The 15611-nt window shown below is 54.8% G+C and carries 14 protein-coding genes; 5 read left to right on the top strand and 9 right to left on the bottom strand.

Annotation, left to right across the window (positions count from 1 at the left end; genetic code table 11):
• The 4 genes from apbC to QC823_RS07465 form a co-directional block, all read right to left on the bottom strand.
• Entirely contained in the window at positions 1 to 801 is an 801-nt protein-coding gene (apbC, locus tag QC823_RS07450) for an iron-sulfur cluster carrier protein ApbC (protein ID WP_309655730.1), read from the bottom strand.
• Between the two features lie 117 nt (positions 802 to 918).
• Positions 919 to 1725 carry an enoyl-CoA hydratase-related protein gene (locus tag QC823_RS07455; protein ID WP_309655731.1) on the bottom strand — a complete coding sequence of 269 codons (807 nt, stop codon included), beginning with the start codon at positions 1723 to 1725 and terminating at the stop codon, positions 919 to 921.
• Positions 1722 to 3887 carry an acetate--CoA ligase family protein gene (locus QC823_RS07460; protein WP_309655732.1) on the bottom strand — a complete coding sequence of 722 codons (2166 nt, stop codon included), beginning with the start codon at positions 3885 to 3887 and terminating at the stop codon, positions 1722 to 1724. Before QC823_RS07460 ends, QC823_RS07455 begins: the two co-directional genes overlap by 4 nt.
• A 116-nt stretch (positions 3888 to 4003) precedes the next feature.
• Positions 4004 to 4849 carry an enoyl-CoA hydratase/isomerase family protein gene (locus QC823_RS07465; protein ID WP_309655733.1) on the bottom strand — a complete coding sequence of 282 codons (846 nt, stop codon included), beginning with the start codon at positions 4847 to 4849 and terminating at the stop codon, positions 4004 to 4006.
• Between the two features lie 295 nt (positions 4850 to 5144).
• On the opposite strand from QC823_RS07465, the gene QC823_RS07470 reads away from it, so the two are divergent.
• Positions 5145 to 6071, top strand: a complete 927-nt coding sequence (locus tag QC823_RS07470; protein WP_309655734.1) for a MurR/RpiR family transcriptional regulator — start codon at positions 5145 to 5147, stop codon at positions 6069 to 6071.
• Between the two features lie 147 nt (positions 6072 to 6218).
• On the opposite strand, the gene QC823_RS07475 is transcribed toward QC823_RS07470, so the two are convergent.
• Complete coding sequence (locus QC823_RS07475; RefSeq protein WP_309655735.1) at positions 6219 to 7196, bottom strand: NADPH:quinone reductase; 978 nt, start codon at positions 7194 to 7196, stop codon at positions 6219 to 6221.
• 130 nt (positions 7197 to 7326) lie between these two features.
• On the opposite strand from QC823_RS07475, the gene QC823_RS07480 reads away from it, so the two are divergent.
• A complete protein-coding gene (locus QC823_RS07480; RefSeq protein WP_309655768.1) occupies positions 7327 to 8100 on the top strand; it encodes a glycerophosphodiester phosphodiesterase family protein in 774 nt (257 codons plus the stop codon).
• 96 nt (positions 8101 to 8196) lie between these two features.
• On the opposite strand, the gene QC823_RS07485 is transcribed toward QC823_RS07480, so the two are convergent.
• Entirely contained in the window at positions 8197 to 8628 is a 432-nt protein-coding gene (locus QC823_RS07485) for a hypothetical protein (RefSeq protein ID WP_309655736.1), read from the bottom strand.
• A 220-nt stretch (positions 8629 to 8848) separates the two neighbouring features.
• Between QC823_RS07485 and QC823_RS07490 the strand changes: the two genes are divergently transcribed.
• Positions 8849 to 10579: a proline--tRNA ligase gene (locus QC823_RS07490; protein WP_309655737.1), complete on the top strand. Its 1731-nt coding sequence runs from the start codon at positions 8849 to 8851 to the stop codon at positions 10577 to 10579.
• Positions 10551 to 11126 (top strand): lytic transglycosylase domain-containing protein, encoded by a 576-nt coding sequence (locus QC823_RS07495; protein WP_422823615.1) that lies wholly within the window; start codon positions 10551 to 10553, stop codon positions 11124 to 11126. Before QC823_RS07490 ends, QC823_RS07495 begins: the two co-directional genes overlap by 29 nt.
• Positions 11127 to 11450: 324 nt before the next feature.
• On the opposite strand, the gene ccoM is transcribed toward QC823_RS07495, so the two are convergent.
• Positions 11451 to 11561 carry a cytochrome c oxidase subunit CcoM gene (ccoM, locus tag QC823_RS07500; RefSeq protein WP_309655738.1) on the bottom strand — a complete coding sequence of 37 codons (111 nt, stop codon included), beginning with the start codon at positions 11559 to 11561 and terminating at the stop codon, positions 11451 to 11453.
• Positions 11562 to 11723: 162 nt separating this feature from the next.
• Entirely contained in the window at positions 11724 to 12239 is a 516-nt protein-coding gene (locus tag QC823_RS07505) for an FKBP-type peptidyl-prolyl cis-trans isomerase (RefSeq protein ID WP_309655739.1), read from the bottom strand.
• 94 nt (positions 12240 to 12333) lie between these two features.
• Between QC823_RS07505 and QC823_RS07510 the strand changes: the two genes are divergently transcribed.
• Complete coding sequence (locus QC823_RS07510; RefSeq protein ID WP_309655740.1) at positions 12334 to 13707, top strand: AmpG family muropeptide MFS transporter; 1374 nt, start codon at positions 12334 to 12336, stop codon at positions 13705 to 13707.
• Between the two features lie 23 nt (positions 13708 to 13730).
• Here the strand turns inward: QC823_RS07510 and QC823_RS07515 are convergent, their stop codons facing one another.
• Entirely contained in the window at positions 13731 to 15548 is a 1818-nt protein-coding gene (locus QC823_RS07515) for an SEC-C metal-binding domain-containing protein (protein WP_309655741.1), read from the bottom strand.
• Between the last annotated feature and the right edge of the window lie 63 nt (positions 15549 to 15611).

A 15611-nucleotide genomic window follows, 5' to 3' on the forward strand; every position in this document is an offset into this window, starting at 1 on the left:
TCACTCACTAAAAGAAATCGTCGGACCTTGCTCGGCGGCGCCGTCCACACCTGCTGCAACACGCTTGGCAATCTCGCCAAACGTCTGGCTCACGGAACTATCTGGCTCGGAAATTACACTTGGATTACCGGAATCCGCGAACTCACGAATCGACAGACTCAGTGGCAAGCGCCCAAGCACTTGGGTTTCGTATTCGTCTGCAATTCGTTCGCCGCCACCGGTGCCAAAAATGGGCGCTTCGTGGCCGCAATTTTCACAGTGATAGGTGCTCATGTTCTCGACAATGCCGAGCACCGGTACGTTAACCTTGCGGAACATCTCAATGCCTTTACGCGCATCCAACAACGCAATATCTTGCGGCGTGGTGACGATGACAGCCCCGGATACCGGTACGCGCTGCGAAAGCGTCAGCTGAATATCGCCGGTACCGGGTGGCATATCGATGAGGAGAAAATCAAGATTATCCCACTGAGTTTGGGTTAAAAGCTGCTGGAACGCGCCAACAACCATAGGGCCACGCCACACCATAGGCTCGCGGGTGTTGACCAGAAACGCCATCGACATAGCTTGGATGCCGTGGGCTTCAAGCGGGAAAAACTTATCTTCCCCTGCGGCTTGCGGGCGCTCGCCTTCTTTCACGCCGAGCATCTGAGCCTGGCTTGGGCCGTAAATATCGGCATCCAACACGCCCACGCGGTAGCCCTGCGCTGAGAGCGCTAGGGCTAAATTAACCGTTACCGTGGATTTACCCACGCCACCCTTGCCCGAGGCAACGGCGACGATATGCTTCACCCCTTCCATTCGTGGCACTCCTCGTCAATTATTTAAGCTTTCGCTTGGAATGATACGCGCAAGCGGCTCATTCATAAACTGACGAAAGCACACCGACGAAAAGCGCACGAGGAAAACACGCCATCTTTACCTTTCTTTTTTCGCCATGCTCTCCAGCATTTTATTCACGGCGTCTAAATGTTCCGGTTCGTTGTGACACATTCCTTGGAAGGTGGCGCAGACATCAAGAAAACCTTTTAGCTCCATATTGGGCGCCATTTTCATCAGCCGCTTTGTCAATCGCGTGGCTTTGGGCGGCTGCGCGGCAATACGCTCGGCATGTACCATTGCGGCTTCCATCAGTGCGTCTGGCTCGGCCACTTCCAGCACAATTCCATAGGCTTTCGCTTCTTCGGCGTCGATGATGCGGCCAGAAAGCGTGAGCTCAAAGGCCCGCTGGTAACCAATCAAACGCTGCATGAACCACGCACCGCCATCGCCGGGAATAATCCCCAGGTTAAGAAACGTCTCGCCAAACTTTGCCTTACGCGAGGCAATACGGATATCCGCCATATTGGCCAAATCAAAGCCCGCGCCAATCGCCGGTCCATTCACCGCCGCGATGATCGGTACCTCCACGTCTTGCAATGCCAGCGGTATGCGTTGAATACCACGCCGATAGCGCTCGGCCACTTCAGCGACATTGCCGGCAAAATCGCCCCCGCGACTGGCCATGTCTTTGACATTCCCCCCCGCAGAAAATGCGGAACCGGCGCCGGTAATCAGCAGCACCGACACGTCATCGCAGCGATTAGCCCACTCGGCCACCGCGACAATGTCGTCAACCAACGCCGTCCCGGTTAAGGCATTGCGCACATCGTGGCGGTTTAAGGTTAATGTCGCGACGCGCTGCTCTAGCGTCAAAGTGGCATCTTGTAGCGTCGGTAGTGTCATAAGGACTCCTTCACAATAATTCGCGCATCTACCACGGCGTAGCCATCGGGGTAGGCAATCACCGGGTTGAGGTCGAGTTCGGCAATCTGCGGATAGCTGGCAACGATACGCGATACGCTGAGCAAAAGCTCAACAAGTGCCTCTTTATCAATCGCGGAGGCCCCGCGCACCCCCTCAAAGAGTTTTTTCGCTTTGATTTGCTCCACCATGGAAGCGGCATCATGGTGGCTCAAGGGGATTGCGCGAAAGGCCACGTCTTCAAGAATCTCGACAAACACGCCGCCCAGACCAAACATCAATACCGGACCAAAAATCGGGTCCCGCGTCATCCCGATGATCACCTCAACGCCCTTTTCCGCCATGGGCGTGATCAGTACACCCTCAATATCGGCATTGGCATCATAGGCATGCGCTGACGCCATGATCTGATCAAATCCGGTTTGCAATGCTGCTTCACCCGCAAGGTTGAGCTTTACACCGCCCGCATCGGATTTATGCAAGATATCCTTCGATACCACCTTCATTGCCAACGGTTGGTCGCCAAATTCGCGGGCAATGTCACCAAGCTCATCGCTGCGGCGAACGACGCGCTCAACCGGCACGCGAATACCGTGTTCCGCCAGTAGCGACTTTGCTTCAAACTCTAATAAATTGCGCCCTTGGGCTTGCGCCTGAGACAAAAGCGCGCGCCCTGCGTCGGTGGCATACTCTTTCTCTTCTGACGCCGATAAAGCGCACTGCGCCAGATATTCGCCGCGTTCACCGAGTGCTGCAAGCACCCGCACGGCATGCTCGATTGAGGTATAAACCGGCAGGCCCGCTTCGTGTAGTCGCCTAAGCGCAGGCGGTTTGACCGGCGCGTAGAGACTGTAAACCACCAGCGGTTTTGTCGTTTTCTTGGAGAGATCCACCATCGCCTCAGCGCCACGCATTTCGTCTCCCAGCAGTGACTCAGCAAAGCGCAAGCTGTAACCGCCGAACATCCCAACGAGGAAAATACTGTCGACATTATCGTCGGCGGAGACAATCTCCATACATCTTGCCAGTAGCGACGGGTTGGCGTCTGACGAGCCAGCAACGTCCACCGGGTTCGCAGTAGAGGCCTGCGGGAATAAAATCTCACGCAGTTTATAACGCGTGTCTTCCGAGAGCTCAGCAAGTGTCAGTCCGGCTTCGGCTAAGCGGTCGGAAGCAATCGTCGCTTGCCCCCCGCCATCGGCGATCACCGCCACCCGTTTACCGCGGGCTTTCTGTAAAAGCCCCAAGCCTTCGGCCACCGGAAGAATTTCATCGGAATACTGCACCACGCTCACGCCCGACTGACGCAGCAGGTCTACCGTCATTTGATAACTGCCCGCCAGCGCCCCAGTGTGCGAGCTAGCGGCTTTCTGACCCTGCTCGGTGGAACCCGATTTATACACCACCACTGGCTTCATGGCTGTCACGTCGCGGGCAACCTGCAGGAACTTGCGCCCATCGCGAAAGCCTTCCACATAAAGCGTAGCGACGCGGGTGTGCTCGTCTTCGCCGAGATAGCGCAGGTAATCATTAAAGCCGATATCACTCTGGTTTCCCGGACCAATATAGGTGCTAAAACCCACTTGGCCGTTATGCTGCGCCTCTAACGCTAACGACAACAGCATGTTGCCCGACTGCGAGACAATACCGATATCGCCAGGTTTAACGTTATCCAGCGCAAGCAAATTCACTCGGTGATGCAGGTTAAATATTCCCGAGGTATTCGGGCCGATAATACGCACGCCATGAGCACGCGCCTGGGCCATCATTTCCTGCTCAAGCTTTGCCCCTTCTTCCCCGGTTTCACCAAAGCCGCTGGCGAGAATTACCGCGCCTTTAATGCCACGGCGGCCACACTCAGCAATTAGCCCCGGCACGGTGGCGGCTGGGGTACAAATCAGCGCGAGCGACGGATTACCCGGAATCTCCATCACCGATGGCCACGCTTTTACCCCCAATATGCTATCGGCCTTGGGGTTAACGGGATAGATCTCACCTCGGTAACCATCCTTGATGAGACCCACCATGGCTTTATAGCCGCGTTTGGTTGGATCAGCAGATGCCCCCACCACGGCGATACCGGAGGGCGCTAAAATATCGTGAAGCGGGCTACGCAGGGGAAGGTGACCTTCAATCGGATTCATGCCTAAACCTTTAACCTTGGCTCGCTATACAGCGAGTCTGTCTAGAGTCGATAAGTATTGTCTAGAGTCGATAAGTACTGTCTTAAGTCGATAAGTACAGGTAAGTACAACCGGGGTTAGCGGCCTTGGAAGCTTGGCTTACGTTTTTGTGCGAAGGCATCCACGCCCTCCTGCCAGTCATCCGTCGTCGAGCAGGTGAAAACCGCATCTAGCTCCTGTTGAAGATGACTCTCGACATCGTTGGCGCTACTGACATTGACCAATCGCTTAAGCATGGCCATTGACACCGGAGCTTGCTCAGCGAGTTTTGCGCCAAGTGCATGGGCTTCGATAAGCAATTGCTCTTGCGAGTAAGTGGCGATTGCGAGAGAGAGACGTGCTGCCTCCGTGCCGCTAATTTTCTCGCCGGTGAACAGTAATCGCCGCGCCTGTGCGAGCCCGACAATTTGCGGCAAAACCTTCGACACTCCTCCGCCAACGCAGGTACCAATACTTGTCTCGGGAAAACCGATTTGTGCGTCTTCGGCCATCACAATAAAGTCACAAGCCACCGCCATTTCCGCACCGGCGCCGAGGGCATAGCCGTTAACCGCGGCCACCACGGGCTTTTTTAGCCGGTAAATGGCTTCACACACATCATTACCCAGCTGCAGGTACTGGCGTCGTTGGTAGAGCGTACGCGCGGCACCACCATGCTCTTTCATATCGGCCCCCACGCAAAACGCCCGTCCTTCGCCGGTTATCACAACGGCACGTACGTTTTCTGCCCGCTCAGACAAAGCGAGCGCATCGATCAGCTCGGTATAAAACGCTTCTACCACCGCATTAAGCCGGTGGGGTCGGTTAAAGCGGATTTCGAGAACGTGTTCCTGCAAAGAAACCAGCAGTGTTTGATAGGAAGGTATCGCCTCCGTTGTCAGCGTAAAGCGAGACGAAGCATTTGAAAGAGCGTGAATCGACATAGTGGTAGTTAAGGCCTGCGGCAAATCTGAGCGTGGGTGTGTGTTGCATGCGTGTGTTGCGAACGCTTGCAACATGCTGATCAAAACGTTTGTACCAAAAATCCATGCTATTGAGCACATTTGTTCTATCTGCATAGTAGTCTTAGGCATTTGCCTTCGTCAACACGATCGTTTCTTTATCTTATAATAAATGAAACAAACGTATCTCATATTTGACACAGCACTGCGCACCTTGCCTCTCGTGAGTTACAATGCCCAACGTTTTCGCATGCTGCCGTGGATCGAGGAGCCTTACATGCCAAACCCTACTCAGCATGATCCGACAGAGGCCTTGCCCGGTTCGCCACCCTCTGCCTGTCTAGATGAAATCAATCAACAATTGGCAGAGGTTTACCCAGATCTTAGCCCCCAGTTAAAACTGGCCGCAGGCTATGTACTTGAGCACCCGCTGGACATTGCCTTTCAATCGATTCGTAAATCCGCCGCCGCCGCCAAAGTTACCCCCTCCACGCTAGTCCGCCTGGCCAAAAGACTTGGTTTTGATAGCTACGAGCTTTTTCGCGACGTGTTTCAATCAGCGGTGCAGGCAGGGCCGGTCGAGTTTTCTGGGCGTGCCAGCCAGTTACGCACCCTCGCCAGCCATACCGATGACCAAGTGTTTCTTGATGTGGGTGATGCCGCATTTGATAATATCGGTCGTCTATTTACCGCCGATAATCAGTCACGCGTGCGCGACGCTGCCCAGATGATTCTGGGGGCACGCCAAGTGGCAGTGGTGGGCTTTCGCGATACGTTTGCATGCGCTTATCACTTCGCTTACGTGGGGCGTATCGCAATACCGGACATTCACCTCATTCGCGGCTTAGAAGGCGGGCTTTTGACCGAGCTTGACCGCTTTGATGAGCACGATATTGTGGTCGTCTTCGGTTTTGAGCCTTATTGCGCCGAAACGGTTAAAGCGCTAGAGGTCACCCGCATTAACGGGGTGAAAGCCATCGTAGTCACAGACACCATGCGATCACCGCTGGTACCGGGCGCGCAAATCACGTTCAACGTCGCCAATGCGACCCCTCACTTTTTCCCCTCGATCCTTTCAGCAATTACGCTGATCGAAGCCATTTTGGCAGAGTGTGTGGCCTTCGGTCCTAACGACCTAGTCGACAACGTTTCAAAATTCGAGCAACGCATGCGCCGCATGGGTGCCTATGTCGATGTGGAATAACGGTGAGTGCAGAAATGTCTATGTCACGTTTCCTGCTTCGGGTCACTTGGCTACCTAACCTGGCCTACGGCTAACCACATCTCACCATTTGCCCTCTTTACCGCCCTCCCTTAGTGAGGGCGGTTTTCGTCTTGGGGTACGAAAACGTTAGGGCAGCAGCACCGTTGACCCGGTGGTTTTACGGCTTTGTAGCGCATCTTGTGCTTTACCCGCCTCGGCGAGCGGATAGCGGTTGGCGACATCGATTTGGATCTTGCCGCTTTCCAGCATGGCAAAGAAGTCATCGCACATCATTTCCAGGCGCTCGCGGGTATCGGCATAACCATTCAGACTGGGGCGGGTCACAAACAGCGAGCCTTTTTTGTTGAGAATGCCGATATTCACGCCATCGACAGGGCCGGAGGCATTGCCAAAACTGACCATTAGCGAGCGAGGTTTGAGACAGTCTAACGACATCTCCCAGGTATCTTTGCCTACCGAGTCGTAGACCACATCGCACATCTCGCCATTGGTGAGCTCACGCACCCGCTCTACCACATCTTCTTCGGTGTAATTGATGGTTGCCCAAGCGCCATTTTTCTCAGCAAGCGCCGCTTTCTCGGCAGAACTCACGGTACCAATGAGCTTAACGCCCAGCGCTTTTGCCCACTGGCAAGCAATTGAACCAACACCGCCGGCCGCGGCATGAAACAAAATGGTTTCGCCACCCTTGAGTTCATAGGTTTGACGCAGCAAATACTGCACTGTCAGTCCCTTCAACATACTCGCCGCCGCGGTTTCAAAATCGATAAAGTCTGGCAGCTTAACGACTTTGGCAGCGGGGAGCGTATGATGCGCGGCGTAAGCTCCCAGCGGGCCTTGCGCGTAAGCCACCCGATCGCCTTCTTTCAGGTGGGTGACGTTCTCGCCCACGGCATCCACCACGCCGGCGCCTTCCGTACCCAAGCCCGACGGCATAGACGGGGCTGGATACAGTCCGGTTCGAAAGTAAATATCGATAAAATTAAGGCCAATCGCCTTGTTGGCAATACGGACTTCGCCAGCCGCTGGCGCATCTGGGTTCGCCTCGACCAGTTCAAGCACCTCTGAACCGCCGGTTTGAGAAAACTGAATCCGTTGAGACATGCTGGATAGCTCCTTTTTTTATTGGGGAATCTAGCACGCTAACGCTACAGGAGCAGCGGCGCAACGCGGCGATTACAACGCGCATGATAAACTCTGCCCATCGTAATCGCCGACGACTGACGGAACGTTCATTATGCATCCAGAAATCTTACTACCCACCTTAATTGCTCATCGCGGTTATTCATCTGCAGCGCCTGAAAATACCCTGGCCGCTGTTAAGGCTGCGCATGACGCAGGCACTCAGTGGGTAGAACTCGACGTGCAGCTTCTCGGCGATGGCACAGCGGTTATTTGGCACGATAAGGACGTGTCACGCTGTTCGGATGGGCAGGGAGACATCAGCCGCTTAAGCTGGGCGCAGGTATGCCAACTCGACGTGGGCGAATGGTTCGACGATGCCTTTCGTGGAGAGCGCATGGCCAGCTTGACATCCATGTTGGCGCTTGTGAATACGCTTGGTATGAGCGTCAATATAGAGCTCAAAATTCACAAAGGCCGTGACGGTGAAGCCCTGGTCGACCAGGTCATCCCCTCGTTGATGTCTGCGCTAGCGCCTGAGCGGTTGATTGTTTCATCGTTTAATATGCAGGCGCTGCAGCGCTGTCGCCACCATGCTAACGCCCAGGAACTGGCATTGGGCATGCTCTTTCGTGCGCTACCTGCGGACTGGCAGTCTCAGTGCGAAACGATTGACGCCTATAGCGTGCATTGTCATTGGCCACGGCTTAAGCGCCATCACGTTAAGGCGGTATGCGATGCGGGCTATCCGCTACTTTGCTACACCGTCAATGATCCCAGTGCGTTCCAGCCGTACTGGGCATGGGGTGTTACGAGCGCCTTTACGGATGACCCCGCCACGCTTAGGCGCTACCTAAATAGCCAACAAGATAAAGCAAGTCGGTGAAATATAGTGGCGCTAACGTCAGTGCTGATGGCAGCAACGAAAACGCCCCCAACAGACGGTCTCTGTTGGGGGCGTTTCTGTAAACGTTAGCATCGCTTACATGGTGGCAAGCTTTTCGTCATCCAACACGCCGGACATACGCACCATCGCCATGGCAACATCGAGGCTTTCGACCTCTTCCACCATGAGCAGCTCGTTATCTAGGCGCACCGGCTGACCCGCCTTTTGCGACAACAGCGTTTCCAGTGCCACTACATCGTTTACATCCTGTAAACGTTCAACGTCAATTGAGGCCGAGTTTTGATTAGGCAGGTAGATCGTTCCGTTTGAGAAATCAACGGCATAGGCAATTACCCCCGGCACAATAAAAAACAGCAAGCCAACGCCGTTGGCAATGGCCACGACCGGGTCAACATTGCCGCTCATCTGCCCTTTTCGCTCAGGATAGAAGAGCGTTCCGCAGCCGCTTAACGCCACCACATAGGTAGCAATGACTGCACTTTTTAACCAGCGATACCGCGTTTGCATAGCTTTTTCCTCACTGAGGCAAAACGGTTTAACATAAAAGGGTCGCCAATACGCTTAAAGACGCCATCATACTAGCACAGCCTAACGCACGTTTGAGTTTTGCCGCTGTTAACGCTTCGCCGTACAATGTCGACACTTGTTCGTTGCCAATGCCAATCGGCAACCTCACTGCTCACGAATTCACATCCATTGCGAAGAATATCAAGGGATACTTAACCCCATGCGCGCCAGCCAATTACTCATTGCTACCCTTAAAGAAACCCCGGCCGATGCAGAAGTGATCAGCCACCAGCTGATGCTGCGTGCAGGGATGATCCGTCGCTTAACCTCAGGGCTTTACACGTGGCTGCCACTCGGGCTGCGCACATTGCGTAAAGTTGAAACCATCGTGCGCGAGGAAATGAACCGCGCCGGCGCGCAAGAAGTGTTGATGCCCGCGGTACAGCCTGCCGAGCTGTGGCAGGAATCTGGCCGCTGGGAAGAATACGGCCCCGAGCTTTTACGCCTTAAAGACCGCCACGAGCGTGACTACTGCGTTGGCCCTACTCACGAAGAGGTCATCACCGACCTAGTCCGCAAAGAAATCGCCAGCTACAAACAGCTGCCTGTTAACTTTTACCAGATCCAGACTAAGTTCCGCGACGAAATCCGCCCACGTTTTGGCGTGATGCGCTCGCGCGAGTTCATCATGAAAGACGCCTACTCCTTTCACTTAGATGAAGACTCGTTAAAAAACACTTACCAAGATATGTACGACGCCTATTCGCAAATTTTCACCCGCTTAGGGCTCGATTTTCGCCCGGTGATCGCCGATAACGGCTCCATCGGCGGTACCGGTTCCCACGAGTTCCATGTATTGGCAGATTCTGGGGAAGACGCTATCGTTTTCTCCACCGATTCCCACTACGCCGCCAACATCGAGAAAGCCGAAGCGCTTGCCGCTCCTCTAGGCAGTAACGCAGAGCGTCCAGCCGCCAACGAAGCGCTGCGCTTGGTCGATACCCCCAACGCCAAAACCATTGCCACACTGGTGGAACAGTTCAAGCTGCCGATTGAAAAGACCGTGAAAACACTAATGGTCCACGCGACGGAAGGTGGGTTGATTGCGCTGCTGGTGCGCGGTGATCACGAGCTTAACGACGTCAAAGCCGAAAACCACCCTGCCGTAGCCGCGCCATTGACCATGGCATCTGAAGAAGAAATTCGCGCCGCGGTGGGCGCTGGCCCCGGCTCATTAGGCCCAGTGAACCTCGATATGCCCATTATCATCGATCGCAGCGTCGCGCTGATGAGCGACTTTGGCGCAGGCGCTAATACCGATGGCAAGCACTACTTCGGCATCAACTGGGAGCGCGACGCGGCGCTGCCGGAAGTGGCGGATCTACGCAACGTAGTCGAAGGTGACCCCTCGCCCGATGGCAAGGGCACGCTTGCCATCAAACGCGGTATCGAAGTGGGCCATGTTTTCCAGCTAGGGCAAAAATACTCCGAGTCAATGAACGCCACGGTTCTTGGCGATAACGGCAAAACCAGCCATCCGTGGATGGGCTGTTACGGCATCGGCGTAACACGCGTGGTTGCCGCTGCCATTGAGCAAAATCACGATGATGCGGGAATCATCTGGCCAAACGCGATTGCGCCGTTCCAGGTCGCCCTGGTGCCCATGAACGCACATAAATCGCAGCGTGTACGCGAGGAATCAGAGCATCTCTACCAAACGTTAACCGCGGCGGGGCTCGACGTTCTCTTGGACGACCGCGACACCCGCCCCGGCGTAAAGTTTGCCGACCTAGAACTGATGGGCGTTCCACATCGTATCGTGATTGGTGATCGCGGCCTCGATAACGGCGAGCTTGAGTACAAAGGCCGCCGCGATAGCAATGTCACCATGATCCCCGCCGAACAAGTGATTGATTTTCTACGTGAAAAAGCCGGGCTTGCGCAAGCGTAATAGCGCATGGGTCTTGTTTGCGGCGTGCGGGCTAATAAGCCTAGCGCCGCAAGCATCCGAGCCCGTCGGCGAAAAAACATTACGCCCCACGTTGGAAGCGACGCTTCTCAAGGCCCACCAGCAAGCCAAAAGGCAGCAATGGGTCGCGCGCATGGCGCCCATCTTAGCTCGCTTCATCGCTGACACTGCCAAGCGCGATCGCTTACTGCGTCGTCTCTATCTGGAAGCCAGTTTAGCCGATTTACCCCCGACGTTAGTCCTGGCGCTGATTCAGGTGGAAAGTGGTTTTGACGCTAACGCCGTCTCATCTGCCGGTGCTGTTGGGCTGATGCAGATTATGCCGTTTTGGATTGATGAGCTTGGCGTACCGGCTGATGATCTTAAAGACCCATGGCGCAATTTACGCTACGGCTGCACTATCTTGGCGCACTACTTGGCGATCGAAAAGGGCGACTTTACCCGAGCGCTCGCGCGCTATAATGGAAGTCTGGGAGAAACGTGGTATCCCGAGCGGGTACTTCGCGCTTGGCAAGAAAATTGGCGTTAGAAAGGCTTATTGTTACGTTTTTCTGCGTTTACCAGGGTACAGTTAATGCGCAAACCTGACTTTTGCGTTTTTATATTACCTGATTAGGAACACTTTGCTCCTAATCAGGTATTAGTTCATGCGCCCACTGTTAACGGATTTACGCTCAATCTGCCGATGATGACGAGGATATCATGCACTTACAGTAAGACTTTTATCGAGCAGGCCTATTTTATTTTACCGCAAAAAAAACCGGCCCAAGTGGGCCGGTAACTGGAAGCTTACCTGTTACAGTAAGCCTCCTCCCCTGACGACTGGTTGCTAACTGATTGCTAATAAGAGAACTTATTTTTTACGTTTGCTGTCACGAACGATAAAACCGATCCAACCCGCCATAAAAACAATCATCAGTCCGACGGTGATCAAACCAAAAATAACAGTGCCGTCCCAATACATGTGCTTTTCTCCCGCCGCGATGTAATGACTTCATAATAATCACGAAAACGCGGAGGAAAGCTGACTTGAATCAATTTTGCCGACACCGTGGCCAGCAGGTGTAAAACAATTTGATGTGGGTCACTTTTCTCTTAGCGGCCGAAGCATCAGCAAGCGATTGCCTTAGAGCACCTTACGATCTTCCACCTTGGCGTGCTCGGTACCCGGCGGTAACGGGTGTCCTTTGGCTAATTCAGCACGTGTCGCCTCGCGCACGTCTAGGATATTCACCTGATACTGTAGCGTTCGGCCTGCCAGCGGGTGATTGGTATCCACGGTCACCTGATCTCCGTCTACGCTAACCACGGTAACAATCTGCGGCCCCGCTTCGCCTTCAGTTTGAAAACAACTGCCAGGCTGTAAATCGGCATCGCCAAAGGAGGCACGACTCACCTGCTGCACCAATGATTCATTGCGAACGCCATACGCATCAGCCGGCATTAGCGTCACGCTAAGTTCAGCGCCGGCCACTTGGTTTTCTAGCGCGCGCTCTAGTCCCGGCACAATATTATGATGCCCATGCAGGTACTCCAACGGCTTATGACGCGCCTTGGAATCGTCAAGTACCTGCTTGCCATCGCTAAGAACATCGCTCAACACATAGTGCAGCGTCACGACCTGATGCGCTGTAATCGACATGGAAAACTCCTCTCCGGTAAGCTATCGGCGTTTTAATTTTCGCTGCGCAGTTTACCACCTGCCCTAGCCAACGTCTTTCCAGGAGACTTTCTCAATGCCGACCCCGACACCCCAGCGTAGCTGGCGGGCCGCCCTGGCGATTTATTGGCAAGCGCCAGTGCTAACGATGTTGTTTTTAGGGTTTTCCGCAGGTCTACCCTTTTTACTGGTGTTCTCAACACTGTCAGCCTGGCTTCGCAGTGACGGCGTCGAAATCGCGGCGATTGGTTTTTTCGCTTGGATCGGGATGCTTTACTCGATCAAGTTTTTTTGGGCACCAGTCGTCGACCGTTTGGCGCTTCCTGTTCTAACGCGCGCTTTTGGGCAACGCCGCGGCTGGATGTTACTCGCCCAAGCGATGATCGCTGGGGGGCTTATCGGGCTTGCCGGGCTCGAACCCGTAGGGAATCTGGGGTGGGTGGCCGCGTTTGCGTTACTGGTGGCGTTTGGCTCAGCCACACAAGATATTGCGATTGATGCCTTTCGCATCGAATCCGCCGATGACAATGTACAAGCCGCCATGGCGTCGACGTACATCATCGGTTACCGAGGTGGGCTCATGGCTGCTGGCGCTGGCGCCCTATTTGTCGCCTCGGCAATATCGTGGGACGTGGCGTATTTAACCATGGCGGCACTGGTTGGCATCGGCGTGATCACGGTGCTGCTACGCCCGGAACCCCCCCGCACCACCCTGAGCATTCAGTTAATCCATGAGCCGAGAGTACGTGCTTTTCTGCGCGCTAGTCGCGGGAAACCTAAAACCGTCAGGCGTCTAGGCGCGTGGAGTATCGGCGCGATTGTTTGCCCCTTCACTGATTTCTTCACCCGCTACGGCGTCAAGGCACTTTGGATACTGGTGTTTATTGCGGTGTTTCGCATCAGTGATTTAGCCATGGCGTCGATGGCAAACCCGCTGTATATCGATTTAGGTTTTTCGCTTGGCACCATTGCCAGTGTTACCAATATTTTTGGGATTGCCATGAGCATTGGGGGCGGCATTATGGGTGGCTTACTGGTCGCCCGCTACGGTATTGGCCCGCTTTTAATCTTCGGGGCGGCTATTGTCATGCTCACTAACCTATTATTTGTCTTGCTGGCGCTAGTGGGGAATCAGCTCCCCATGCTGGTACTCACTATTATTGGCGATAACCTCGCTAATGGGTTGGCCAGCGCGGTATTTATCGCGTTTCTTTCAAGCCTCACGTCGCGGGCTTATACCGCGACGCAATATGCGCTTTTCTCGTCACTAATGACGCTGCCGGGTAAGTTTCTAAGTGGTTTTGGCGGCCTCATAGTGACGTCCCAAGGGTATGCCAGCTTCTTTATGGTGGCAGCGCTGCTAGGCCTGCCCGCGGTGGCCTTAGCCATCTGGGTAAACCGTGATGCTCAGTTAGTGCCACCCCCTCAGTCGCAGAAAGCGAATGCATGATGCGGCCTAGAAAGCCGATAATATTACCGGTGCATGCTTAGCCATTTGAGCGCACCGGTTGACGCGCGCCATTGATCACGCATTAGCGTGCGATACTGCCAAGCCTCTTCTCGGCTACCCGGCTTGATGTCACCCTCTCCGGAGGGCAGCGCCGAACGGGGATTATCCGCACACAGCATATCAATGGCGTAGCGGTTGTGCTGTTTCACTGCCTGTAGTGCTTCATTCGCTTCTTCATAGCGGGCCAGGCGATAAAGTGCGAGCGCGCGTCCGAGAAGAATATTCAACGGCATGGAGCCATCGTCACCACTCTCCTCTGCCAACGCTAGGGCGTCTTCGTTACGCTCGTCGCGCAGCAGCTGGTCAAGCACGAGCTCACGCAGCCCCAAGCTATCCTCACGGTTAATGGCCAAAAGCTCTTCGGCGAGCTCCCGCGAGTGTTGACGCGCGCCGCGCTCCATCCCGACCACCAACGCCAAGCCTGTGCGTAGCAAAATGGCATTATCCGCGTCATCCCAACATAGACTCCCATCACCCTCGGCACGGGCTTGCTGCAACCAACGCGAGAGCCTTATCGCCAGCGGCTCCAACAGGCTAGGCGCCATCCAAGGCAAACTGCCAAAGCGACTGGTTAACGCCAAGGTAAGATCCTGCACGACTTGAGGAGCATCCAGCCACTCAGGGTGCGCGCAAAGCGTTGTCATCCACTCCACGGCATTGCCCCAAGGGTCATCACGAAAGCCCAAGGCGACGTCTTCATCCACCAGCACCTGAAACTGCTCATGCCAGGCTGCAAACAGGGTGGCCTCACGCGCGCTGACGTGATAACGCAAACGGTTACTCTCTGGCGCCAGACGAATATCTAGCTTTGGCGCCGTCGGCAAGGCCGCTAGCAGAGATTGCAGGCCAATCAGCGGGGTGGCGAGATCTTCTTCGGCGCTCAGTAGCTGATCCGCCAGTGTAGCACCCGGGTTTGCCGCCAACGCCGCGAGAAAATCGAGCTGATCTTCATCCAGCTCACCTTGGCGTACCAACCGCCGATACCAGAAATTGGCTCGCTCTTTGGCCTCATTCTCGTGACCTTCGTGGAGCAGCAGCATCGCTTCGATATAGGCCAGTGTCGGTGAATCCGGCAGCGCCTGCTGCGCCCTCACGAAAGCGGCACGGGCACTGTCGAGATCATCGCTATCTAAGTGCATCAAACATAAACGCTCAAGCGCCACGCCGCGCAGGAACAATGGCCCCCGTTCCAGTACTTCATCGAGAAGCTCGGCACGCTTGTGGGTAAAGCCCCGTTCTTGATAAATATCGAGCAAAATTTCAAACGCGGGCTCGGCTTGCTCCGGCAAACGCGACCAATCGCTACCGTCAAAGAGCGATTCTAATATCTGCATGGCACGGCCCGTCTGCCCGCTTTCTGCGGCAATTAAGCCCGCTTCTAAAAGAGCCTGAGCCGGCGCTCGTTGGCTCGCCAATGCAGCTTTCAGAGTCGCGCCCTTCCATTCACGCAGTGACAGCATCCACATCATCTGATCGGGGATTTCTGTCGGAAAGTCAACGGGATAGCAGCACTCTTTATACTTGCGCCCGGAATCGCACCAGCACGGCTCATTGCGTGCTGGCGTTGCCAGCGGCTCACAGGCAAAGTCTAAACGCACAAGCGGCGTCTGCGACCACAAAATGGGCGCCAACGCCTGAGCCATGACGGCATCGCCGTTAAAATAATCGGCGCCCTCGGCCCGCACCCAGATCATAAAATCGGGATAGTGCTCGTTCTGCCTAATTGCCGAGAGTGCCCCAGAGGCAAACCCCAGCAGTTGATCGACCCATACCGCCAGCATTGCCGTCTCCATACGTTGTCAAAACGGCAGTAGTTTATCATGTTGAGAGAGACTTACGCAGTG

The sequence above is a fragment of the Vreelandella vilamensis genome (genome assembly GCF_031451755.1).
Lineage (GTDB): Bacteria > Pseudomonadota > Gammaproteobacteria > Pseudomonadales > Halomonadaceae > Vreelandella > Vreelandella vilamensis.

Bases quoted from the DNA above. Each gene is read 5' to 3' on its own strand.
- QC823_RS07455 (WP_309655731.1), bottom strand. From the start codon at position 1,725: ATGACACTACCGACGCTACAAGATGCCACTTTGACGCTAGAGCAGCGC.
- apbC (WP_309655730.1), bottom strand. From the start codon at position 801: ATGGAAGGGGTGAAGCATATCGTCGCCGTTGCCTCGGGCAAGGGTGGC.
- QC823_RS07475 (WP_309655735.1), bottom strand. From the start codon at position 7,196: ATGTCTCAACGGATTCAGTTTTCTCAAACCGGCGGTTCAGAGGTGCTT.
- QC823_RS07470 (WP_309655734.1), top strand. From the start codon at position 5,145: ATGCCAAACCCTACTCAGCATGATCCGACAGAGGCCTTGCCCGGTTCG.
- QC823_RS07485 (WP_309655736.1), bottom strand. From the start codon at position 8,628: ATGCAAACGCGGTATCGCTGGTTAAAAAGTGCAGTCATTGCTACCTAT.
- QC823_RS07460 (WP_309655732.1), bottom strand. From the start codon at position 3,887: ATGAATCCGATTGAAGGTCACCTTCCCCTGCGTAGCCCGCTTCACGAT.
- QC823_RS07490 (WP_309655737.1), top strand. From the start codon at position 8,849: ATGCGCGCCAGCCAATTACTCATTGCTACCCTTAAAGAAACCCCGGCC.
- QC823_RS07515 (WP_309655741.1), bottom strand. From the start codon at position 15,548: ATGCTGGCGGTATGGGTCGATCAACTGCTGGGGTTTGCCTCTGGGGCA.
- ccoM (WP_309655738.1), bottom strand. From the start codon at position 11,561: ATGTATTGGGACGGCACTGTTATTTTTGGTTTGATCACCGTCGGACTG.
- QC823_RS07505 (WP_309655739.1), bottom strand. From the start codon at position 12,239: ATGTCGATTACAGCGCATCAGGTCGTGACGCTGCACTATGTGTTGAGC.
- QC823_RS07510 (WP_309655740.1), top strand. From the start codon at position 12,334: ATGCCGACCCCGACACCCCAGCGTAGCTGGCGGGCCGCCCTGGCGATT.
- QC823_RS07465 (WP_309655733.1), bottom strand. From the start codon at position 4,849: ATGTCGATTCACGCTCTTTCAAATGCTTCGTCTCGCTTTACGCTGACA.